Genomic DNA, 23550 nt, shown 5'->3' on the forward strand with positions numbered 1-23550 from the left:
ACTTTTCAAATCCATATCAAATAGCACAAGTGATATTCTATCAGACTGCTCATAAATATGCAATACTTCAGATTGAGAATCGAAAAGGAATTATAATTTCAGTAATAAATTCATCTCGTCATCATTCATTGTACCAAAAAAATGAATAATAAAAAAGCAAAAACGACAGAATGTTTAAGAGAGACTATTGAAAATACTAGATTAGATACAATTCAAACATCAGGAGGCCGTTATGGAAAATAAATTGGACCTTAGTGAATACGGAATTCGGACAGATTTGGCGATTGAAGCAAAGGAAATTGCCCTTGAACATAAAGGTGTAGTAGAGGAAGTGGATGTTTCCCGCATCGAAGGTGTCATTATTAAGGAAAAAGAAGTGGATGATCTGAAGGTATCCTTAGTTGAGGTCACGGCTGAGGGAGAAAAAGAAATCGGTAAGAAACAGGGCAGTTATTTGACCATCGAAGTGCAGGGAATCCGCCAGCAGGATACGGAAACGCAGCAACGGGTGGAAAAGGTGTTCGCCAACGAACTGGCTTACTTCTTGAAACGGAATAAAATCACAAAAGAAAGCAGTTGTTTGGTTGTCGGTCTTGGTAATTGGAATGTTACCCCCGATGCCTTGGGGCCTGCAGTCGTTGAGAACCTTGTGGTCACAAGACATTTGTTCGAATTGCAGCCAGAGTCCGTCAAGGAAGGCTATCGGCCGGTCAGTGCCATTTCCCCAGGGGTGATGGGGATTACCGGAATCGAGACGAGTGACATCATAAAAGGCGTCATCGAAAAAAGTAATCCTGATTTCCTTATCGTCGTTGACGCATTGGCTGCCCGTTCGATCGAACGGGTGAACTCTACGATTCAAATTACGGATACAGGCATCCATCCAGGGTCTGGTGTGGGAAATAAACGAAAAGAATTGAGCCAGGATACGCTGGGAGTTCCCGTTATAGCAATAGGAATACCTACTGTCGTGGATGCCGTATCCATTGCCAGCGATACGATAGATTATATTTTGAAGCACTTTGGCAAGGAACTGAATGAAGGGGACAGGCCATCACGTTCGTTGGCACCAGCTGGATTCAGTTTTGGGAAGCGCACAAAGCTGACCGAAGAGGATATGCCAGGTGAAAAGGAGCGCCAAACCTTCTTGGGAATGATAGGTGTCCTCCCTGATGAAGAGAAACGGAAGTTGATTTATGAGGTACTGTCACCGCTTGGTCAAAATTTGATGGTTACACCAAAAGAAGTCGATGTTTTCATCGAGGATATGGCCAATTTGATAGCCAATGGTTTAAATGCAGCCTTGCATCATTCAATAAATCAAGATAATGCCGGCTATTACACCCGTTAAATCACTTTCAGTGCCCAAAAATGGTGTTCTACCCTTTCTAGCAAAGTCATAGGTATTAATAGACAAGCTATAGAGAGGGTGGAAAGATGAAAAGAAGAAATTCCCCAGGAATCATAACAGCCATTCACGGATCAACAATAATAAAAACTTTTCTAGGTATTCTCGCCTTGCTTCTTTTTGTTTTTTCAGTCAGTGGGGTCATGACTTCCCTAAGACCGGAGTATAGGATATCTTCTAACTCCGTACATACTGTAGCCAATCAATTCTCGGGAAAAATGCTGTTTTCGATGCTGGCCAACGAAAATCATTATCTTTTTAATGCCCTGCCGGAAGGTAAGCAGGAATCGATCATCACGAATCAATTGATAAAAGTCTCGACCAACATTTCACTTGAGGACCCGCGAAGTTTACTGGGAAGGGAGCTTCCTGGCTTTTCGATTTTTGATAATGAGATCCTCGTTGCTGGGGAAGGAACGAATTATACGAATATGCCGTATGAATCTTCACCGCCAGTGGATGTCCTGAATGAAGAAAGGGATGCATCCCTTCAAAACCTGGATGAGATTAAAGAACCGGATAAAGGAGTGACCAATCAGCCGAATCAAACGACCAATGGCCGGAAAGTGGTCGAGATATACCATAGCCATAACCGGGAGTCATATCTTCCATATTTAAAAGGGGTGACAGACCCCGATCTAGCCTACCATTCTAAAATCAATATTACGAAACTCGGGGAACGGATGGTTGAAGATTTGGCTGATAAAGGGATCGGCTCCTCGCTCGATAAAACGGATATCATGGGAAATCTGAATAATAAAGGATTGAATTATGCCAAATCGTATCAAGAATCACGGAAATCGGTCCAGACGGCATTGGCCAATAACAAAGATTTAGAATACCTGATTGATATCCACCGCGATTCAAAGCGGAAGAAACATACGACAATTACAATCAGAGGTAAAGAGTATGCCAAGATCGCCTTCGTGATCGGGGGGAATAACCCGAACTATGAAAAAAATGCCGCGCTTGCCAATAAGCTTCATAAAGCATTGGAGAAAAAATACCCAGGTATTTCCCGAGGGGTTATGAAACAGGGCGGATCTAGCCATAATGGTATATATAATCAGGATTTATCAGGCAATGCCATGCTTATTGAAGTTGGCGGTGTGGATAATACTTTCGAGGAAATGTACTTGACCGTTGATGCCTTTACCGAGGTTTTCAGTGAATTTTACTGGGATGCCAAAGCGGTGGATAACCCGACCGGGGATTCGGAAGCGAGGTAATTTGAAAGGAGTTCTCTTATCATGGTTCGATTTTGGTTGAAATGTACAGGGATTGTGCTCGTATTATTTTTAGGTGTTCTAATCGGGATGCAGCAAGCGAACGACGGGATGAAAAAAATGAAGGGGTATGAAGATCCCTCTTTGAATAGTGCATTCATCATTAACCAATCGGACCAAGGGGAGATGGAAGCGGATATCCTTGGCGAAAAAGTGACGAGTCATGATTTGGAGACGAAAAAAGAAAAGCTTGAAGAAATGAAAGCTTTCAACTTTTTCTCATCGATCGGCAAAACGCTTGGAGAAACCATATCAGGTGCCTTTCAAGCCCTTATTGATATGATTTAGGTAGGAAATAAGTTGATTGTGCCCTGCAAAAGGCTGCATCCGAATCCGGGATGCAGCCTTTTTTTATGCTTTGTCCTGCAATGATGCTTCTTTTGTAACTATTCTGTTGAATCTTGCATTTTCTATTGATATAATAAAAAATAGTGTATTGTGTCGACTAGTGGGAGTGAACGTCATGAATAGAGAAGAAAAATTAAAAAGACAATCAAAAATTCGTAACTTTTCCATCATCGCTCATATCGATCATGGTAAATCTACATTGGCGGATCGTATCATTGAAAAAACGAACGCCATGACTCAGCGTGAAATGAAGAGTCAGCTGTTGGATTCCATGGATTTAGAGCGTGAGCGTGGAATTACGATTAAATTGAATGCGATTCAATTGAAATATAACGCGAAAGATGGAGAAGAATACATCTTCCATCTTATTGATACACCGGGACATGTCGATTTTACGTATGAAGTGTCACGAAGCCTTGCAGCTTGTGAAGGCGCTGTCCTTGTTGTCGATGCGGCACAGGGAATTGAGGCCCAAACGCTTGCAAATGTGTATTTAGCTTTGGACAACAACCTTGAAATCATTCCGGTCATCAATAAAATTGATTTGCCGAGTGCAGATCCGGAACGGGTGCGCGGAGAAATCGAGGAAGTGATCGGATTGGATGCTTCCGATGCAGTTTTGGCTTCGGCTAAAGCCGGAATCGGAATCGAGGAGATTTTGGAACAGGTAGTTGAATTGGTTCCAGCTCCGCAAGGTGATCCGGATGCTCCTTTCAAGGCGCTTATTTTCGATTCACTGTTTGATGCGTACCGCGGTGTAGTTGCCTATATCCGTGTTGTTGAGGGTTCCATTAAAGTGGGCGACAAAATCAAAATGATGTCCACTGGCAAGGAATTCGATGTTACCGAATTGGGTGTTTTCAACCCTAAAACACAGCTTTTGGATGAACTGAACGTCGGTGATGTAGGTTTCCTTACGGCATCCATTAAAAACGTTGGTGATACGACTGTCGGTGATACGATCACGGGTGCCGTGAATAGTGCGACAGAACCATTGCCGGGTTACAGGAAGATGAATCCGATGGTATATTGCGGTTTATACCCAATTGACGCATCGAAATTCAATGATTTACGGGATGCATTGGAGAAATTGGAATTGAACGATTCAGCGCTTCAGTTCGAAGCGGAATCATCGCAAGCATTGGGCTTCGGTTTCCGTTGCGGATTCCTTGGACTCCTTCATATGGAAATCATCCAGGAACGGATTGAACGTGAATTCAAAATCGATCTAATCACCACTGCACCGAGTGTTATTTATGATGTGGTGCAAACGGACGGAACGGTCCTGAAAGTGGATAACCCGTCCAATATGCCTGATGCTCAAAAGATCGAACGTGTCGAGGAGCCATATGTCAAAGCGACAATGATGGCTCCGACGGAGTTTGTCGGGGCGATCATGGAAATCTGTCAAAATAAACGCGGTAACTTCATTGATATGGAATATATCGATGAGACTCGTGTGAGCATTCATTATGAAATTCCATTATCGGAAATCGTGTATGATTTCTTCGATCAATTGAAATCCAATACAAGAGGCTATGCTTCATTCGATTATGAGCTGATCGGCTACCAACCGTCCAAGCTTGTGAAGATGGATATTTTATTGAATGCTGAAACTGTCGATGCTTTAAGTTTCATCGTTCATAAGGACTTTGCTTATGAACGCGGTAAAGTCATTGTTGAAAAATTGAAGAAATTGATTCCAAGGCAACAATTCGAAGTGCCGATCCAAGCGGCGATCGGGCAAAAAATCATCGCCCGTTCTTCGATTAGTGCAATGCGCAAAAACGTATTGGCTAAATGTTACGGCGGCGATATTTCCCGTAAACGTAAGTTGCTCGAAAAACAGAAAGAAGGTAAAAAGCGGATGAAACAAGTAGGTTCCGTTGAAGTTCCGCAAGAAGCTTTCATGGCTGTTTTGAAAATGGATGATACGACACCCAAAAAATAAATAAAATAAACGATAGTTAGAAAAAAGAGGGTAGAGGAGATCTAGCCTCTTTTTCTATCGACTCATTCGATTAAAAGGTTGTGAACACAATGATCAAAAGCGCCTACCTCCATATACCATTTTGTGAACATATTTGTCACTATTGTGATTTCAATAAAGTATTTTTGCAGGGACAGCCGGTCGACGAATATTTACAGATGATGAAAAGGGAAATGGTGATGCAGCTTTCCAAATACCCGACTGCAGGTTTGGATACGGTTTTCGTCGGTGGAGGGACACCGACCTCACTGGATGAAAAGCAGCTTGCATTCTTATGTGAAGCAATCAATGAAACCCTGCCCTTTGATCCCAAGAAGGCTGAATATACATTTGAAGCCAATCCCGGGGATCTTTCAAGGGAAAAACTCAAGATACTTTATGATTCAGGGGTCAATAGACTTAGCTTTGGAGTGCAAAGCTTCAATGATGAATTATTAAAACGAATTGGCCGGACTCACCGGGCTTCAGAAGTATATGAAACGATCCATTTGGCTCAAGAAGTTGGCTTTACGAATATAAGCATCGACTTGATTTATGGATTGCCGGGCCAAACGATGGAAGATTTCAAGGATACGCTGGATAAAGCGATCGCGCTTCAATTGCCGCACTACTCAAGCTACTCATTGATCGTTGAACCGAAGACGGTTTTTTATAATCAGATGCGGAGAGGTAAATTAAACCTGCCGCCGCAGGAACTCGAGGCTTCGATGTATGAGAGGCTGATGGAAGAGATGGAGAAGCATGGTCTGAATCAATATGAAATCAGTAATTTTGCCCGGGCTGGGTTTGAAAGCAGGCACAACCTGACATATTGGGATAATGTGGAGTATTATGGGATTGGTGCTGGTGCACATGGCTATACTGGAGGTAAAAGAGTGGCCAATCATGGGCCAGTGAAGAAATATATCACTCCATTGCTTTCGAACGAGCTGCCTGTGTTGGAAGAACATCCAGTACCGCTTCATGAACGGATGGAAGAGGAGATGTTTTTGGGTCTCCGGAAAACGCAAGGGGTTTCATTGGAAATCTTCAAGAATAAATTTTTTGTAGAAATGACGGAGATTTTCAGGAAACCGCTCGAAGAAGGATCGGCAAAGGGTTTGCTTAAGGTGGAAGGCGGGTTCGTGCGCTTGACTGAGCGGGGCAAACTGCTTGGAAATGAAGTGTTCCAAACATTTTTAGGCGTTATTGATTCCGACTGAAGGAAATCCATGTTATTTTAACGATGAATTAGCGGTTTTCATTGTTGACATCATAAGCTGCATTTGATAATTTATTAGTATATTAGCACTCGATGAGACAGAGTGCTAACAGAGGTGATCATACATGCTAACTGATCGTCAATTATTGATTCTACAAGTGATAATCGAGGATTTCATCCATTCTGCCCAGCCAGTCGGGTCACGAAGCTTGTCGAAGAAAGATGAAATCACGTTCAGCTCTGCCACAATTCGCAACGAAATGTCTGACCTTGAAGAAATGGGGTTTTTAGAAAAAACCCATACTTCTTCCGGTAGGATCCCTTCTGAAAAAGGGTATAGATATTATGTGGATCATTTACTTTCTCCTCAAGCTCCGAAAAAGAATGAAGTGAAGATTTTAAAATCCGTTTTTGTAGAACGAATTTATGAATTGGAAAAGATCGTTCAGAAGTCAGCGAAAATACTTTCGGAACTGACGAATTATACGGCGATTGTACTGGGACCAAAAGTGAATGAGCATAAGCTGAAAAAAATCCAGATCATTCCCTTAAGTCCTGAAACGGCAATAGCCATCATTATTACGGATACAGGTCATGTGGAAAATCGAATGATTTCCTTACCGCCTTCTTTTGATATAAATGAAATTGAAAAGATGGTGAATATATTGAATTCCCGTTTGGTCGATGTTCCGCTAGTTGATCTAAAGGATAAGATCTATAAGGAAGTGGCCGTTCTATTGAGCCGCCACATTCATAACTATGGATCGATGGTCTCGGTCCTTGCGGAGACCCTGACGGACACAAAGCCCGAAAAAATATTTTTCGGCGGGAAAACGAATATGCTGAGGCAGCCGGAGTTCCATGATATTGCGAAAGTAAGCACGCTTTTATCGATGATTGAGCAGGAACAGGGATTTTATGAACTAATTACTCAAAATCCATCGGGCATCCACGTCAAGATCGGCCGTGAAAATCAAAACACAGTGCTCGATGACTGCAGTTTGATTACGGCAACCTACTCAATCGGGCAGGAGCAAGTTGGCACATTGGCCATATTGGGTCCAACGAGAATGGAATATTCGAGAGTGATCAGTTTGCTTTCGTTTTTCTCGAAAGATTTAACGGCCCTGATGACAAAACTGTATCAAAAATAGTAGCAAAGGTAATATTGTTAAGGTGGCGGAGGAGTGTATTCCGCGGCCTGGCATATTACTTTAGCATAAATTGTATAACCCTTTTAGGGAGGTGAGATTGTGACAGAAAATAAAAACGAAGAACAAACATTGGAAAATGAAACAATCGAGGAAAGCGCTGCAGAAGCAGTTTTCGCTGAAGGAGAAATTCCAGCAGCGGAAGAAAACGATGGTCCTGTTGAAAAAGATGAACTTCAATTGGCTCAAGAAAAAATTGCCGAACTTGAGGCGAAAATCGAAGAAATGGATAACCGTTATCTTCGTCTGCAGGCCGATTTTGATAATTCAAGACGCCGTGCCAAGCTTGATATGGAGGCGGCTCAAAAATATAGAGTTCAAAGTATTGCTAGTGATTTAGTGGAGGCTCTTGATAATTTTGAAAGAGCAACAAAAATCGAAGCGGAAAATGAACAGACGAAATCCTTGCTATCCGGCATGGAAATGGTCTATAAAGCGATTACTGGTGCATTGGCTAAAGAAGGCATCGAACCGATCAGTTCGGTTGGCGAAGAGTTCGATCCGCGTTTGCATCAAGCGGTCATGCAAGTTCAAGATGAAAACTTCGGTTCGAACATCGTCGTCGAGGAATTCCAAAAAGGATACCTTCTTAAAGACCGTGTGATTCGACCTGCAATGGTAAAAGTGAACGAATAGGATTTTTACATATAAATAATTGGGAGGTAGTGAAACTATGAGCAAGATTATTGGTATTGACTTAGGTACAACAAACTCTTGTGTATCTGTACTTGAAGGCGGGGAACCAAAAGTAATCCCGAATCCGGAAGGAAACCGTACAACACCATCCGTAGTGGCATTCAAAAATGGAGAAAGGCAAGTTGGGGAAGTGGCAAAACGCCAAGCGATTACAAACCCTAACACGATCATTTCCATTAAACGCCATATGGGTACCAACCATAAAGAAGTAATTGAAGGAAAAGAATACTCACCTCAAGAAGTTTCTGCAATCATCCTTCAATACTTGAAATCATACGCTGAAGAGTATCTTGGCGAAAAAGTCACTAAAGCGGTTATCACTGTACCTGCTTACTTCAATGATGCAGAACGTCAAGCAACCAAGGATGCTGGTCAAATTGCCGGCCTTGAAGTGGAACGTATCATCAACGAACCGACAGCTGCAGCACTTGCATACGGTTTGGATAAAACGGAAGAAGATCAAACGATCCTTGTATTCGACCTTGGCGGCGGTACATTTGACGTATCGATCATGGAACTTGGAGACGGCGTTTTCGAAGTTAAGTCCACAGCAGGCGACAACCGTCTAGGTGGAGATGATTTCGACCAAGTCATCATCGATTACCTGGTTGAAGCATTCAAGAAAGAAAACGGAATCGACCTTTCAAAAGATAAAATGGCGGTTCAACGTTTGAAAGATGCAGCTGAAAAAGCGAAGAAAGATCTTTCCGGCGTAACGTCAACTCAAATTTCTTTACCGTTCATCACTGCTGGAGAAGCTGGCCCGCTTCACTTGGATGTAACGATGACTAGAGCTAAATTCGATGAGCTTTCCACAGGTCTTGTGGAACGTACGATGGGACCTACTCGTCAAGCATTGAAAGATGCCGGTCTTTCAGCATCTGAAATCGACAAAGTAATCCTTGTTGGTGGATCTACACGTATTCCTGCTGTCGTTGAAGCGATCAAAAAGGAAATCGGTCAAGAACCAAGCAAAGGTGTAAACCCTGATGAAGTGGTGGCTATGGGTGCTGCAATTCAAGGTGGCGTATTGACAGGTGATGTTAAAGACGTTGTCCTTCTTGATGTAACTCCACTTTCACTTGGAATTGAAACGATGGGCGGAGTATTCACGAAACTGATCGACCGTAATACTACGATTCCGACAAGTAAATCACAAGTATTCTCGACAGCGGCTGATAATCAAACGGCAGTTGATATCCATGTCCTTCAAGGTGAGCGTCCAATGTCAGCGGATAACAAAACTCTTGGTCGTTTCCAATTGAGTGACATTCCACCGGCACCGCGTGGAGTTCCGCAAGTTGAAGTGACATTCGATATCGATAAAAACGGTATCGTGAACGTTCGTGCGAAAGATCTTGGTACGAACAAAGAACAAGCAATCACCATCAAATCATCTTCAGGCCTTTCTGATGAAGAGATCGAACGCATGGTACGTGAAGCGGAAGAAAATGCCGATAGCGATAAACAACGTAAAGAAGAAGTTGAACTTCGTAACGAAGCAGATCAATTAGTTTTCCAAACGGAAAAAACGCTTAAAGATCTAGAAGGTAAAGTGGACGAAGCGGAAGTGACAAAAGCGAATGAAGCGAAGGATGAACTGAAAGCTGCAATCGAGAAAAATGAGCTTGAAGAAATCCGCGTGAAAAAAGATGCACTTAACGAAATCGTTCAAGCTTTGACAATGAAGCTTTATGAAGAAGCGGCAAAAGCTCAGCAAGCTGGCGAAGCGGGTGCTGGCGAGTCTGCTCAAGACGATAATGTCGTTGATGCTGAATACACTGAAGTGAACGAAGAAGAGAAAAAATAAAAAGTGCCCCAATCGGGACACTGATATATCGGGCAGTATTCTGCCCCATTGTAAAAAAGTCAAAGTCAGGTTATCTTGACTTTGGCTTTTTTTACAGTGAATGGAAACATTGTTGCAATTACTGATGGGGAATCGTGGGATTTTAGAGAAAAATGTGTGCAAATTGGGGCTGGCAATGCCATTTGCAAAAATGTGTTAAAGCCGTTTGTACTTTTCTAGTTGATTATTATCTTCGTTCAGTGATAATATTACCTTTATGTGAATCGAATCGGGAGTGGATTTTAGATATGAGTAAACGCGATTATTATGAGGTGTTAGGCCTTTCGAAAAGTGCTTCGAAGGATGAAATCAAAAAAGCGTATCGAAAGCTCTCCAAACAATATCACCCTGATATTAATAAAGCGGACGATGCTGCGGATAAATTCAAGGAAATCAAGGAAGCTTACGAAGTATTGAGTGACGAACAGAAAAAAGCCCATTATGACCAATTCGGACATACAGATCCCAATCAAGGCTTTGGCGGTCAGGACTTTGGCGGTTTCGGCGGTTTTGAAGATATTTTCAGTAGCTTCTTTGGGGGCGGCGGACGCAGGAGAGATCCTAATGCACCGCGTCAAGGAGCGGATTTACAGTATACGATGACGCTTTCGTTTGAAGAGGCTGCATTCGGAAAAGATACTGAGATCGAAATTCCGCGTGAAGAGGATTGCGGTACATGTAAAGGATCCGGTGCCAAACCAGGTACAAAGGTGGAAAACTGTTCACATTGTCATGGAACCGGTCAATTGAATGTTGAACAAAACACAGCTTTCGGAAGGATTGTGAACCGGAGAGCATGTCACCATTGTCAAGGAACAGGAAAAATCATTCCTAATAAATGTTCAACATGCGGCGGCGACGGAAAAGTCCAAAAACGTAAAAAAATCCAAGTCAAGGTGCCAGCAGGAATTGATGATGGCCAGCAGTTGCGCGTAACAGGCCAAGGCGAGCCTGGAATCAATGGCGGCCCCGCAGGAGACCTGTATGTAGTCTTCCATGTGCGCAGCCATGAATTCTTTGAACGGGATGGCGATGATATTTATTGTGAAATGCCGGTTACTTTTGCCCAGGCAGCATTAGGCGATGAAATAGAAGTTCCGACGCTGCATGGAAAAGTGAAGCTGAAGATTCCAGCAGGTACACAAACTAGCACTCGTTTCCGTTTAAAGGGCAAAGGAGTTCCGAATGTCAGAGGATATGGCCAAGGAGATCAGCATGTGGTCGTATTGGTTGTCACGCCTAAGAAATTAACGGAAAAACAAAAGGAATTGCTTCGTGAGTTCAGTGATATCAGCGGACAAGGTGTAGATGAACAAGATGATGGCTTTTTCTCAAAAGTGAAGCGGGCTTTCAAAGATAGGTGAATAAAAGTAAAAAGAACAAATTGGGAGTTGGTAGATTATGAAGTGGTCTGAATTTGCAATCCAAACAACGAATGAAGCGGTTGAACCTGTTTCGAATATTCTTCATGAGGCAGGTGCGAGCGGTGTTGTCATTGAGGATCCTCTAGAATTAGTCAAGGAACGTGAAAATGTTTTTGGCGAAATCTACCACTTAAACCCCGATGATTATCCGGATGAAGGTGTAGTCATTAAGGCTTATCTGCCCGTAAACAGCTTCCTTGGCGATACCATTGATGCTATTAAGGAATCAATCAATAATCTCCAACTTTTTGATATTGACCTTGGGAAAAATGTTGTTTCAATTAGTGAAGTGAATGAAGAAGAGTGGGCGACGGCTTGGAAAAAATATTATAACCCCGTCAAGATATCCGAACGTTTTACCATCGTGCCAACGTGGGAAGACTATACTCCGGTAAGCAGTGACGAATTGATCATTGAACTTGATCCAGGCATGGCCTTCGGAACGGGAACACACCCGACGACGGTCATGTGCATCCAAGCGCTGGAACGAACAGTAACGCCTGGGGATTTAGTCGTTGATGTAGGAACTGGTTCTGGTGTTCTAAGTATTGCAGCTGCATTATTGGATGCAAAGCGAATCCAGTCACTTGATTTGGATGAAGTGGCAGTACAGTCAGCCAAGCAAAACGTTGAACTAAATAACGTGCAGGATAAAGTGTCCGTGTCACAAGGCAACTTATTGGATGGTGTAAATGAACAAGCGGATATTGTCGTGGCTAATATTCTTGCCGAAGTGATCATGCGTTTTACGGATGATGTAGCGAAAGTCGTTAAACCTGGCGGATTTTTCATCGCTTCCGGAATCATTCAAACTAAGAAACAAGATGTGAAGGAAGCGATTATAGCATCTGGTTTCACCGTTGAGGAAACGATCTTGATGGAAGATTGGGTGGCAATAATCGCAAAAAGAAATGCTTAATTGGAAAAGTTACTCTGATTATCGGTTTTTTTGATAGTCAGAGTACCTTTTTTTAGCTTGAATCTTTGCACGGCTTGCATTCTGGATTCCCGACTGTTAGCCTGTGAGTTATTTAGACTAGACGAAGTAGGTGGCAGTGTGCAACGGTATTTTCTTAACGAAGCAGATATCAATGGAAACATGGTGACGATATCAGGTGATGATTTTCACCATATCGCCAGAGTGATGAGAATGGGACCAGGTGAGCGGATCATCACGGTGAAAGGTAATGGCATGACAGCAATCGCGGAAATTTCGGAAATTACTGATGATGCTGTAATAGGTACGGTAACTGAATGGAAGAATGAAGAAAAGGAACTTCCTGTAAGGGTAGTGATTGCGAGCGGTCTGCCTAAAGGGGATAAATTGGAATATATCGTTCAAAAGGGCACTGAACTGGGTGCCGTTGAATTTATCCCTTTTATTGCTGCTCGTTCGGTGGTAAAATGGGACCACAAAAAGGTAGGCAAGAAATTGGAGAGGCTCCAGAAGATTTCAAAAGAGGCGGCTGAGCAATCTCACCGCACGGTTATCCCTGCCATCAAGGAACCGATGACGGCAGATCAGCTAGCTGGGTATGCTTCCGGTTTCGATCATAAATTAATCGCTTTTGAAGAAGAGGCAAAACGGGGGGAAACTTCTGTACTCGCTTCTGTCTTGAAAGATATTACTGCTGGGCAATCCATCCTATTCGTTTTTGGGCCTGAAGGTGGTTTAGCAGATAAGGAAATTGAAAAACTGACTGATGCCGGTTTTATGGCTTGCGGTCTTGGACCAAGAATATTAAGAACTGAAACAGCACCTTTATATGCACTTTCCGCTGTTTCTTATCATGTAGAACTTTTGAGGTGATGAAAAATGGCAACGGTCGCTTTCCATACATTAGGCTGTAAAGTGAATCATTATGAAACAGAGGCTATATGGCAATTATTCAAAACTGGGGGATATGATCGTGTTGAGTTTGAAAATACATCAGATGTATATGTCATCAACACATGCACGGTGACAAACACTGGCGATAAGAAAAGCCGTCAGGTCATCCGTCGTGCCATTCGTAAGAATCCGAATGCCGTCATAGCGGTAACGGGATGTTACGCACAGACATCGCCGGCAGAAATCATGGCCATACCAGGTGTGGATATTGTTGTAGGAACACAAGACAGGGTTAAACTGCTTGATTACATTGAGCAATTCAAGGTTGAGCGTGAACCAATCAATGCCGTAGGTAATATCATGAAAAACCGTGTCTACGAAGAGTTGGATGTACCTGCTTTTACAGACCGTACACGCGCTTCACTGAAGATTCAGGAAGGCTGCAATAATTTCTGCACTTTCTGCATCATTCCTTGGGCACGTGGCTTGATGCGTTCCCGCGATCCAAAAGAAGTCGTTCACCAGGCTGAACAGCTTGTTGAGGCAGGCTATAAGGAGCTAGTCCTTACCGGAATCCATACGGGCGGCTACGGAGACGATTTGAAAGACTATAATTTGGCGATGCTGCTGCGTGACTTGGAAAAAGTCGATGGGCTGAAGCGTATCCGTATTTCATCAATTGAAGCCAGCCAAATTACAGATGAGATCATTGAAGTGCTGACGAATTCGAAAAAAGTGGTACGTCATTTGCATATACCAATCCAATCGGGTTCCGATACCGTTCTAAAACGGATGAGACGTAAATATACGATGGATTTCTTCGGTGATCGAATCGAAAAGCTGAAAATTGCACTTCCGGGCCTTGCTGTTACCTCTGATGTCATCGTAGGTTTCCCGGGTGAAACTGAAGAAGAATTCATGGAGACATATAACTTTATAGAAAAATATAAATTCTCCGAACTTCATGTTTTCCCTTATTCAAAACGGACAGGGACTCCGGCTGCCCGTATGGGAGATCAAGTGGATGAAGATATCAAAAATGAACGAGTCCACCGCCTTATTACGTTGTCGGATCAGTTGGCAAAAGAGTATGCCTCCCGATTCGAGGGGGAAGTTCTGGAAGTCATTCCTGAAACGAAGTTGGAAAATGGCCTTTATGAGGGCTACTCAGATAATTACATGAAAGTCGTCTTCCCGGCATCGGAAGAAATGGTCGGTGAAATCGTCAAAGTTAAAATCACAAAATCTGGCTATCCATTTAGTGAAGGTCAGTTCGTGACGGTCGTTAAGGATTTTCCGTTGCAACAAGCATCCAATATCTAAGACAGCGGTTAACCGCTGTCTTTTTTTATTATCCTTTTTTAGATGTGTTTTCTTGGCGCTTTCGGGTAAAGACTATATATATCGTCAAAATGGATAAACTATGGTATCATGAGAGGTACGTACAACTAGGTATAGATTGTTTTTGAGGAGGATTTATTAATGTCACAAAATGTAGCAGGTTTAATTGACCACACGTTATTAAAAGCAGATGCAACCAAAGAGCAAATAAAGGTATTATGCGAAGAAGCGAGAGAGTATAGCTTTGCTTCCGTATGCGTAAACCCAACTTGGGTGAAATATGCAAGTGAACTTTTGGAAGGTTCAGAAGTGAAAGTTTGTACGGTGATCGGCTTCCCTCTAGGTGCAAACACACCGGAAACCAAAGCTTTTGAAACGAAAGATGCCATCGCTAATGGTGCTCACGAAGTCGATATGGTGATCAATATCGGCGCATTGAAGGACAAGGATGATGAGTTGGTAGAGCGGGATATTCGTGCTGTGGTAGCGGCATCCACTGGTAAGGCTCTTTCAAAAGTGATCATTGAAACTTCTTTATTGACCGATGAAGAAAAAGTCCGTGCATGTGAATTGGCCGTAAAAGCCGGAACGGATTATGTGAAAACATCAACTGGTTTTTCGACCGGCGGAGCGACAGTTGAAGATATCGCACTTATGAGAAAAACGGTTGGCCCGAATATCGGTGTCAAAGCTTCAGGCGGGGTCCGCAACACGAGCGATGCCCAGAATGTGATAGAAGCTGGTGCAACAAGAATTGGAGCGAGTGCAGGTGTCTCCATCGTGAAGGGCTTAACGGCTGATTCCGATTATTGATTTTGTAAGGACCGTATAATTCCCTAAAATAAAGCAGGCGGAGAAAAATGAATTATTTTTTCTCCGCCTGTTTTTTATTGATTCCAAAAATAATTCAACTGGCAATTTCCCTTGCCCGTATATTGGCCTATTTCATAAAAGAAGAGGACCTGTATCATTTATGGAACCCATACACTCAAAAATATGTTTATTGTGGATTTAATAGAAATTAGGAGGTATCAAACAGGGAGTAAACATGCTTATATTAAATTGGGTTTTCATTTTGAATGGTAAAATGTATGGTGGAATTTTTCACTTCAATAACCGTTTTATTAATAATGGCAGTAACTGCTTTTTATCTAACATCATTCTCTAATGAAAGTTTGCTGATTTTGATAGTAGCTGTTGTATTATTGAGTGGTTTGAGCTTATTGAACCATAAAACTAATTATAAAAGGTTAGCTGAAATCGTTTACCGCCCTTATTATCTTTGCGTTTAGGTTATGACTATCTTATTTATGGCTGTCCCATAGTCAGTTGCCAATGACTTTTGGACAGCTCTTATTTTTTTAAGTTTGGCCGATGCACCCAAAGAATGAGGTTGGAGAATCGCCGTGCGAATGGCAAGACGGCCAATGAAGTCAAGATATTGAAAATGACACTGGCATGCGCGAGCTGTGTCCCTTTGTTTTCGGTGAAATAGGCAGCCGTACTTTCCAGGATGTCCACAAAAGGCAGGAATGCGGCAACCCCGATGATGTTCAGCCAAATATGTGCATAAGCTGTGAAGGCAGCTTGTCTGCCAGAACCGATGCTGGCCATGTATCCGGTGATGCAAGTGCCGATATTCGATCCGAGCATGATGATGATTGCCGAGGACACAGATAACTCCCCATTCATCAAAAAACTCATGGCTATCCCGATGGTTGCAGAACTGGAGTGAATGAGTGCCGTCAATAATAACCCGGCAATCAGGGCATAACTCATATGGCTCTCTATGTACTGGATAAGCGTTTGTATGGATGGATAGGCTGCAATCGGTGTCGAAAGCGTTTTAAAACCGCTCATCGCCGCGAAGATGGCCGAGATTCCGATCAGGGACATTCCTAGGCTTCTCGGGAATGCTTTTGGCATGAAGCAAAGGAAAGCGCCGCTTACGACACCGGGAATGATCCAGCGATCCAAAGAGAAAGTCATGAACTCTGCAGTAAAGGTGGATCCGATATTCGTTCCAAGAATGATCCCGATTGTTTGCGGGAATGTTAAGCTTCCTGCGGAAACGAGGCCGACCGTCATGACCATGACCGCCGAGCTGCTCTGCAGGATCCCGGTAAAGATGGTTCCGGCCAAGAAGCCTTTCCATGGCTTATCCGTCACCTTTGAGAGAAATGCTTTTAATGCTGCACCGGACATATTGAACAGTCCGATTCGTAAAACCGACATACCTGCCAGAAATATCGCTATGAATAAAATGAATAAAAAGAGCTCATGCATGACTGTCACCTCATAGTAAGCTTATGGCCCATTAACGGGGGACATGCTATAAATTGGAATTTCATGCAAGTTGAATCATCGCTTAGTGAAAAATTATGATAATAACACGATTATATTCAAAATAAGTTTGATTTTATTGGTTGACCTGTTAAAGATGATATATTATAATTGTTTAGTACATGTATAACATGTTGACAACTTGAGTTAGTGTGTTGTTTTCGGAGGGAGGGAAAGAGATGTCTAAAACCGTCGTTCGTAAAAACGAATCGCTTGAAGATGCTCTTCGTCGTTTCAAACGTACTGTATCTAAAGCAGGATCGCTTCAGGAAGCTAGGAAGCGTGAATTTTATGAAAAACCAAGCGTAAAACGTAAGAAAAAGTCTGAAGCTGCAAGAAAACGTAAATTCTAAGAGAGGGTGGAAAGATGAGTCTTCTCGAGCGTTTAAATAATGATATGAAACAAGCGATGAAGAACAAGGAAAAGGACAAACTATCTGTTATTCGGATGCTGAAAGCTTCTATTCAAAACGAAGCCTTGAAGCAGAGACAAGATTTAACAGATGATGAAGAATTGACAGTGCTCTCTCGCGAATTAAAACAACGCAAAGACTCCCTCCAGGAGTTTGAAAACGCAGGTCGTTCAGATCTCGTGGATAAAGTCCGCACCGAACTAGTATACGTAGAGGCATATATGCCTCAGCAACTTTCAGAAGAAGACATTTCTAAAATCGTTAACGAAACGATTTTAGAAGTCAATGCAACATCCAAAGCAGATATGGGCCGAGTTATGGGAGCTTTAATGCCTAAAGTTAAAGGTAAAGCGGATGGTTCTCTAGTTAACAAATTAGTACAACAACATCTATCTTAAACTCTAAACTTAAAACTCGAAACCTAACCGCAGGCAAATTGCCTGTGGTTTTTGTGTATTTCATGAATTTTATGCGTATATTATTGAAACGAAGCCCAAGATAATTGTGGCACTTTTAATTTTATTTGCTTTTTTTGAAACCTTTTTCATATACATACGTAATAACTAAAGAACAGGGTAAAGGGTTGCTTCAATTGCTCCTTATTCGAATTTTAGTTGCGGGCTGAATTTACTGGTAAGTTCCTGGATAATGGGACACTTACCGCGTTTAATACGGGAAAGGGGGCGTTCCGTTGAAAATTTGGCGTTATTTATCTGTTCTCCTATTTGGATTGCTGTTCACCATGTCTTCCTTTGGTGGAGCGACGGTATCTGCAAACGAGAAGATCGTTTACCATGTACCCATTGAAGAAACGGTGGAAAAGGGACTCTCGGCCTTTTTGGAACGAGCACTGACCACTGCTGAAGCAGCAGATGCAGATCTTGTCGTTTTCGAGGTGAATACCCCTGGAGGTGCTGTGGATGCAGCGGGGGAAATTGCAAAGTTACTGGCGGATTCACCAATAAAGACAGTTGCCTATGTCAATAACAGGGCTTTATCTGCAGGGGCATACATTTCTTTAAGTGCGGATGAGATCTATATGGTTCCGAGTGCCACCATGGGATCTGCAGCTGTGATTGATTCAACAGGGAACGCTGCAAGTAAGAAAGCGCAATCTTATTGGTTGGCTGCCATGAAGACCGCTGCTGAACAAAATGGACGTGATCCCAAATACGCCCAGGCGATGGCGGATGTTGACATCGATTTACCCGAATATGGAGCGGAAAAAGGGAAGCTGCTGACATTTACAGCCGAACAGGCAAAAAAGGCTGGGTATAGCGAAGGCACCGTCTCTGGAAAAGCGGAGCTGTATAGTATACTTGGAGTTGAAGATGCTGATATTCGGACAATCGAAGAAAGCTTTCCTGAGAAATTAGCCCGCTTTTTGACCAACCCGATCGTCGTTCCCATTTTATTAACGATAGCGGGAATCGGGATTGTGATGGAATTGTTTTCACCCGGTTTTGGAATTCCGGGCGTAATTGGAATCACCAGTCTTGTCTTATTCTTCTATGGTCATCTTGTCGCCGGTATCACCGGATACGAATCGTTAGCGATGTTCATCATCGGGGTCATTCTCGTACTAATTGAATTTTTTATCCCAGGGGGGATTATCGGGCTGCTCGGGTTTACAGCGGTAGTGGGGAGTCTATTCCTTGCGACAGGTGATCCGGTCCATATGACGATCTCCTTGCTAATTGCGGTCACCGTATCCATTTTGGTATTCATCCTACTTGTAAAGGTGTTTGGAAAACAGATGAAATTTTTCAGGAAAATGATATTAACCGATGCAACAAAAACGGAACAAGGATATGTCAGCAATCCGAATCGTTTGGATTTATTAGGTGCAGAAGGGAAGGCCCTAACAGATTTGAGGCCTTCAGGAACAGCTTTGGTCAAAGAAGAAAGAGTGGATGTCGTGACCGAAGGGAGCTTTATTTCCAAAGGTTCGACAATCATTATCGTTAAAGTTGAAGGATCAAGGGTAGTCGTCCGGGAAATTCCGGATTCAAATTAAAATTAAAGGATACAGGAAGGATGAATCATTAAGTGATAACTTCAGGAACGGTATTTATTGTACTGGCAGTGATTGCTGCTATCATCGTATTGGCAGTGTTTTTCACATTCGTACCAGTCATGTTATGGATTTCCGCTTTAGCGGCAGGAGTCAAAATCAGTATATTTACATTAGTTGGGATGAGGCTTCGCCGTGTTATACCAAGCAGGGTCGTCAATCCCCTTATCAAGGCCCACAAGGCTGGAATCAATGTTTCGACGAATCAATTGGAGAGCCATTACCTTGCAGGCGGTAATGTCGATCGAGTGGTGAATGCATTAATTGCTGCAGAACGCGCCAATATCACGTTACCTTTCGAACGGGGTGCAGCCATTGACCTTGCCGGTCGTGATGTACTGCAAGCCGTTCAAATGAGCGTTAACCCGAAAGTGATCGAAACTCCATTCATCTCAGGTGTGGCGATGAATGGTATTGAAGTGAAAGCGAAGGCAAGGATCACGGTCCGGGCCAATATTGAACGCCTGGTCGGTGGTGCCGGTGAAGAGACGATCATTGCCCGTGTAGGGGAAGGGATCGTATCGACGATCGGTGCTTCGCAAATGCATACGGATGTACTGGAACATCCCGATTTGATTTCAAGAACGGTTTTATCGAAAGGGTTGGATTCAGGGACGGCATTCGAAATTCTTTCCATTGATATTGCTGAAGTGGATATCGGCAAAAATATCGGGGCCATATTACAGACGGACCAAGCCGAAGCCGATAAGAAAATAGCCCAGGCAAAGGCCGAAGAACGACGTGCGATGGCTGTTGCACTTGAACAGGAAATGGTTGCCCGTGTTCAGGAAATGAGAGCGAAGGTTGTTCAATCCGAAGCGGAAGTTCCGCTGGCCATGGCCGATGCACTGAAAAGCGGAAACCTCGGAGTGATGGATTATATGAATATCCAAAATATCACGGCCGATACGGATATGCGCGGTTCCATCAGTAAAATTTCCGAAAATCCAAAAGATAACAACAATAACCATAATAATAATTAGGTCAGGGAAGGAAGGTCTTTAAATGGGAGATTTTATTGATTTCTTTCTCAAGAACCCATTCCTTATCATTGTCTTGATCGGTATTTTAACGTCCATGTTAGGAAAGAGAAAACAGACTCAAGATCCTAACACCCCTCCGAAAAAGAAATGGCAGGAGGTCATGCAGGAGCTTCAAGGTGAAATGCAGCAAGGGAATCAGCAGCAAAGACCTGCACCTGCTCCCGTAAGGAAAGTCGAACAGCAGGCAGCACAGGCTGCAGAAGTGATCGATGAGACGACGAACGAAGCGAACAAAAGGATTGCGGAGCTTAGACGGCTACAGCAGAAGTACGATCAAGAGCGTTTGTATCAAAAAGCGAAGGCAGATCAACTCACTTCAACTATTGCTGATAATAATAGTCCGGTCTATCGCAAAGGACCGTCTTTTGGCAAAAAGCAGCTGATTGATGGCATCATCATGTCAGAAGTGCTGGGACCGCCAAGGGCGAAGAGAAGTCTTCAAAGGTCCAGAAGGTGATTCGGAGCCCCGGGCTTTTTTAGACCATCATTGAATGAGCATGAAAAAATAGACTTTCATTCACTTATAATTTTGTGCTAGAACCCTCTTTCATTTCATACATTGAGATGAAAGGGGGTTCTTTTTTATGGCACGCAATTGGGGAAAAAAAGTGAAACAGCTTATGACCAAAACAATGGACCTTCCGCAAGATGTCATGATGGACCTGCCGCGAATTACAATGATCGGACAATTACATATTTATATTGAAAACCATCGTGGCTTATTGGCTTTTACAGACAGCGAAGTACGATTGATGCTGAAAAATGGGCAGTTGCTGATAAAGGGAAATGCCTTTGTCATAAAGACGATTTTGCCGGAAGAAATCATGCTCGAAGGCAAAATTGACAAGGTTTATTTTATCAATGAATGATCCCGGGAGGTCTCCATGAAAAACCAATGGACAAACTATTATACAGGCTATGTAAAGGTGAAGGCTTATGGAAAAGGTGCAGAACGGTTAATTAATATGCTGACGAGAAGGGGGCTTCATATCTGGGATGTGAAGCGTGTCGGAAGTGAAGCCCTGATTTTCCATATGGATATCAGGGATATCCCCAAACTACGTCAGGTCATGCGTAAGAGTGATTGTAAAGTAAAGTTCATGCAGGGAAAGGGTTTCCCTTTCCTGATGAAAAGAGTCATGAAAAACAGCGGGTTTTTAGCGGGGATGATCGCTTTCCTGCTATGTATATTTGTGCTTTCCAATATGGTATGGGGCATCGAGGTTCAAGATGCCAAACCGGCAACTGAGCATGCCATCCGGAAAGAATTGGACAAGATGGGCGTGAAGATCGGTAAAGTGCAATTCTTTGTTGATGATGTGGATACGATTCAGCGTAAGCTGTCGGACCGGATCGGTGCATTGACATGGGTGGGGGTCGAGCTAAAGGGAACGACATATCATTTTCAGGTTGTGGAAAAACGGCAGCCCAAAGAGGTCGAGAAAACATCTCCACAGAATTTGGTAGCATCAAAAAAAGCGATCATCGCTGATATGTTCGTTGAAAAAGGACAATCTATTGTTAATGTGAATGATTATGTAGGAAAAGGACAACTTCTTGTTTCAGGATTGATTGGTAAAGAGGGTAAACAGGAAATTGTATCCGCAAAGGGAGTAATAAAAGGGAAAACGTGGTATAAAGCGAAAGTGGAAGTTCCGTTAAAAACCAAGTTTTCTGTTTTTAACGGAGATGAAACGAGCAAGCACTTTTTGAAAATGGGGGGCTTTTCCCTTCCGGTATGGGGCTTCAAGGATCCTGGATATGAAAAACAGGAAAAGGAAACGACAGTGAGGCCTTTTCACTTTCTTCAATGGGAGCTGCCGATTTCTTATAAACAAGTGACCTTAAGGAGCAAGGAAGATATTGTACGAAGCTATACGGAGAAAGAAGCGGTGGAGGAAGGCCGGAAAATGGCCAAAGCGGAATTAAAAAAACATTTAGACGAGGAAGATGAAATCGTCGAAGAAAAAATTTTGCACGAAAGCATGGAGAATGGTAAAGTTAAATTGTCTATACATTACCAAGTTATTGAAGATATAGCGATTGGACAGCCAATCATTCAAGGAGACTAACGAATGGCAGATGATGTGAAAGTAATTAAGCTCGAAATCGAATCACCCAATGAAGCGATCGCGTTATTGGGCAATGGAGATTCAAATGTAAAAGTGCTCGAAGAGGAACTTGGCATTTCCGTCATAACCCGAGGTGAAGCGGTGAGTGTTGCCGGGGATATCGAGCGGGTAACGATGGGGGAGGAAATCCTCAAGGCATTATTGACTGTAGTCAGAAAAGGAATTGCAATCAGTTCCAGAGATGTGCTTTATGCAATTGAATTGGCAAGAAAAGGCACATTGGAGTATTTCGGTGAATTATATGATGAGGAAATCGCTAAAACGGCTAAGGGGAAATCCATTAAAGTCAAAACAATCGGGCAGAGGTACTATATCCAGGCAATAAAGAAACAGGATCTTGTATTTGGAATTGGGCCTGCCGGAACCGGGAAGACCTATCTTGCTGTAGTGATGGCCATCAATGCTTTGAAAAATGGACATGTTAAACGGATCATCCTGACACGGCCTGCCGTCGAAGCAGGGGAGAGCCTAGGTTTCCTGCCTGGTGATCTGAAGGAAAAGGTAGATCCTTATCTAAGACCGCTGTATGACGCTCTCCATGACCTCCTGGGGATGGAACAGACGCTAAGGATGATAGAGCGCGGAACGATCGAAATAGCTCCCCTGGCTTATATGAGGGGGCGTACGCTTGAAGATGCCTTTGTCATATTGGATGAAGCCCAGAATACGACGGAAGCCCAAATGAAGATGTTCTTGACCAGGCTTGGTTTCGGATCGAAAATGGTCATTACGGGAGACCGGACCCAGATTGACCTTCCAAAAGGCATGAAGTCAGGTCTTGTCCGGGTAGAAGAGATATTGAAGAATGTTAAAGGCCTTTCCTTTGTTTATTTTGAACAAAGTGATGTAGTAAGGCATCCGCTTGTCGCTAAAATCATTACTGCTTACGAGCAGGCGAAGTCATAAGAAAAAATCCGCCATTTCAATCGGCGGATTTTTCGTGATGTGTCTAAATGACGA

General features: G+C 43.0%; 22 protein-coding genes. 21 read left to right on the forward strand and 1 reads right to left on the reverse strand.

Features of this window, described 5'->3' with window-relative positions; all coding sequences use genetic code 11:
• Nucleotides 1-232 precede the first annotated feature (232 nt).
• The 13 genes from gpr to deoC all read left to right on the forward strand — a co-directional run bounded on the left by gpr (nt 233) and on the right by deoC (nt 15398).
• Nucleotides 233-1351 carry a GPR endopeptidase gene (gene gpr, locus AC2YHV_RS01460; RefSeq protein WP_063575646.1) on the forward strand — a complete coding sequence of 373 codons (1119 nt, stop codon included), beginning with the start codon at nt 233-235 and terminating at the stop codon, nt 1349-1351.
• An 86-nt stretch (nt 1352-1437) separates the two neighbouring features.
• Entirely contained in the window at nt 1438-2637 is a 1200-nt protein-coding gene (spoIIP, locus tag AC2YHV_RS01465) for a stage II sporulation protein P (RefSeq protein WP_034308549.1), read from the forward strand.
• Nucleotides 2638-2658: 21 nt separating this feature from the next.
• Nucleotides 2659-2982 carry a YqxA family protein gene (locus tag AC2YHV_RS01470; RefSeq protein WP_053535740.1) on the forward strand — a complete coding sequence of 108 codons (324 nt, stop codon included), beginning with the start codon at nt 2659-2661 and terminating at the stop codon, nt 2980-2982.
• 175 nt (nt 2983-3157) lie between these two features.
• Nucleotides 3158-4993, forward strand: a complete 1836-nt coding sequence (gene lepA, locus AC2YHV_RS01475) for a translation elongation factor 4 (protein ID WP_063575647.1) — start codon at nt 3158-3160, stop codon at nt 4991-4993.
• A gap of 89 nt (nt 4994-5082) precedes the next feature.
• Nucleotides 5083-6234, forward strand: a complete 1152-nt coding sequence (gene hemW / locus AC2YHV_RS01480; protein ID WP_487372464.1) for a radical SAM family heme chaperone HemW — start codon at nt 5083-5085, stop codon at nt 6232-6234.
• Between the two features lie 124 nt (nt 6235-6358).
• Nucleotides 6359-7387: a heat-inducible transcriptional repressor HrcA gene (gene hrcA / locus AC2YHV_RS01485; RefSeq protein ID WP_048682856.1), complete on the forward strand. Its 1029-nt coding sequence runs from the start codon at nt 6359-6361 to the stop codon at nt 7385-7387.
• 99 nt (nt 7388-7486) lie between these two features.
• The gene (gene grpE / locus AC2YHV_RS01490; protein WP_063575648.1) at nt 7487-8080 is read left to right on the forward strand and encodes a nucleotide exchange factor GrpE; all 594 of its coding nucleotides are present in this window, start codon (nt 7487-7489) and stop codon (nt 8078-8080) included.
• A 37-nt stretch (nt 8081-8117) separates the two neighbouring features.
• A complete protein-coding gene (gene dnaK, locus AC2YHV_RS01495) occupies nt 8118-9950 on the forward strand; it encodes a molecular chaperone DnaK (protein WP_034308533.1) in 1833 nt (610 codons plus the stop codon).
• Between the two features lie 287 nt (nt 9951-10237).
• Nucleotides 10238-11353: a molecular chaperone DnaJ gene (dnaJ, locus tag AC2YHV_RS01500; protein ID WP_057278850.1), complete on the forward strand. Its 1116-nt coding sequence runs from the start codon at nt 10238-10240 to the stop codon at nt 11351-11353.
• 37 nt (nt 11354-11390) lie between these two features.
• Nucleotides 11391-12332: a 50S ribosomal protein L11 methyltransferase gene (gene prmA / locus AC2YHV_RS01505; protein ID WP_098185694.1), complete on the forward strand. Its 942-nt coding sequence runs from the start codon at nt 11391-11393 to the stop codon at nt 12330-12332.
• 138 nt (nt 12333-12470) lie between these two features.
• Nucleotides 12471-13223, forward strand: coding sequence for a 16S rRNA (uracil(1498)-N(3))-methyltransferase (locus tag AC2YHV_RS01510; RefSeq protein ID WP_034308528.1), 753 nt, complete (start codon nt 12471-12473; stop codon nt 13221-13223).
• 6 nt (nt 13224-13229) lie between these two features.
• Nucleotides 13230-14567, forward strand: a complete 1338-nt coding sequence (mtaB, locus tag AC2YHV_RS01515) for a tRNA (N(6)-L-threonylcarbamoyladenosine(37)-C(2))-methylthiotransferase MtaB (protein WP_034308527.1) — start codon at nt 13230-13232, stop codon at nt 14565-14567.
• Between the two features lie 159 nt (nt 14568-14726).
• Nucleotides 14727-15398, forward strand: a complete 672-nt coding sequence (deoC, locus tag AC2YHV_RS01520) for a deoxyribose-phosphate aldolase (protein WP_145504659.1) — start codon at nt 14727-14729, stop codon at nt 15396-15398.
• 540 nt (nt 15399-15938) lie between these two features.
• Here the strand turns inward: deoC and AC2YHV_RS01525 are convergent.
• The gene (locus AC2YHV_RS01525; protein ID WP_487372465.1) at nt 15939-16871 is read right to left on the reverse strand and encodes a Na/Pi symporter; all 933 of its coding nucleotides are present in this window, start codon (nt 16869-16871) and stop codon (nt 15939-15941) included.
• A gap of 236 nt (nt 16872-17107) precedes the next feature.
• Between AC2YHV_RS01525 and rpsU the strand changes: the two genes are divergently transcribed.
• The 8 genes from rpsU to AC2YHV_RS01565 all read left to right on the forward strand — a co-directional run bounded on the left by rpsU (nt 17108) and on the right by AC2YHV_RS01565 (nt 23496).
• Nucleotides 17108-17281: a 30S ribosomal protein S21 gene (rpsU, locus tag AC2YHV_RS01530; protein ID WP_028391853.1), complete on the forward strand. Its 174-nt coding sequence runs from the start codon at nt 17108-17110 to the stop codon at nt 17279-17281.
• 14 nt (nt 17282-17295) lie between these two features.
• On the forward strand, nt 17296-17739 hold the full coding sequence (locus AC2YHV_RS01535) for a GatB/YqeY domain-containing protein (RefSeq protein ID WP_034308521.1): 444 nt from the start codon (nt 17296-17298) through the stop codon (nt 17737-17739).
• Between the two features lie 293 nt (nt 17740-18032).
• On the forward strand, nt 18033-19358 hold the full coding sequence (locus tag AC2YHV_RS01540) for an NfeD family protein (protein ID WP_487372466.1): 1326 nt from the start codon (nt 18033-18035) through the stop codon (nt 19356-19358).
• A gap of 56 nt (nt 19359-19414) precedes the next feature.
• The gene (gene floA, locus AC2YHV_RS01545) at nt 19415-20398 is read left to right on the forward strand and encodes a flotillin-like protein FloA (RefSeq protein ID WP_370023731.1); all 984 of its coding nucleotides are present in this window, start codon (nt 19415-19417) and stop codon (nt 20396-20398) included.
• A 22-nt stretch (nt 20399-20420) separates the two neighbouring features.
• Nucleotides 20421-20915, forward strand: a complete 495-nt coding sequence (locus AC2YHV_RS01550) for a hypothetical protein (RefSeq protein ID WP_487372467.1) — start codon at nt 20421-20423, stop codon at nt 20913-20915.
• Between the two features lie 127 nt (nt 20916-21042).
• On the forward strand, nt 21043-21327 hold the full coding sequence (gene yqfC, locus AC2YHV_RS01555; protein ID WP_034308511.1) for a sporulation protein YqfC: 285 nt from the start codon (nt 21043-21045) through the stop codon (nt 21325-21327).
• A gap of 15 nt (nt 21328-21342) precedes the next feature.
• Nucleotides 21343-22530, forward strand: coding sequence for a sporulation protein YqfD (yqfD, locus tag AC2YHV_RS01560; RefSeq protein ID WP_487372468.1), 1188 nt, complete (start codon nt 21343-21345; stop codon nt 22528-22530).
• 3 nt (nt 22531-22533) lie between these two features.
• Complete coding sequence (locus tag AC2YHV_RS01565; RefSeq protein WP_057278839.1) at nt 22534-23496, forward strand: PhoH family protein; 963 nt, start codon at nt 22534-22536, stop codon at nt 23494-23496.
• The last annotated feature ends 54 nt before the right edge of the window (nt 23497-23550 follow it).

The organism is Peribacillus sp. SRI_006, assembly GCF_057586375.1.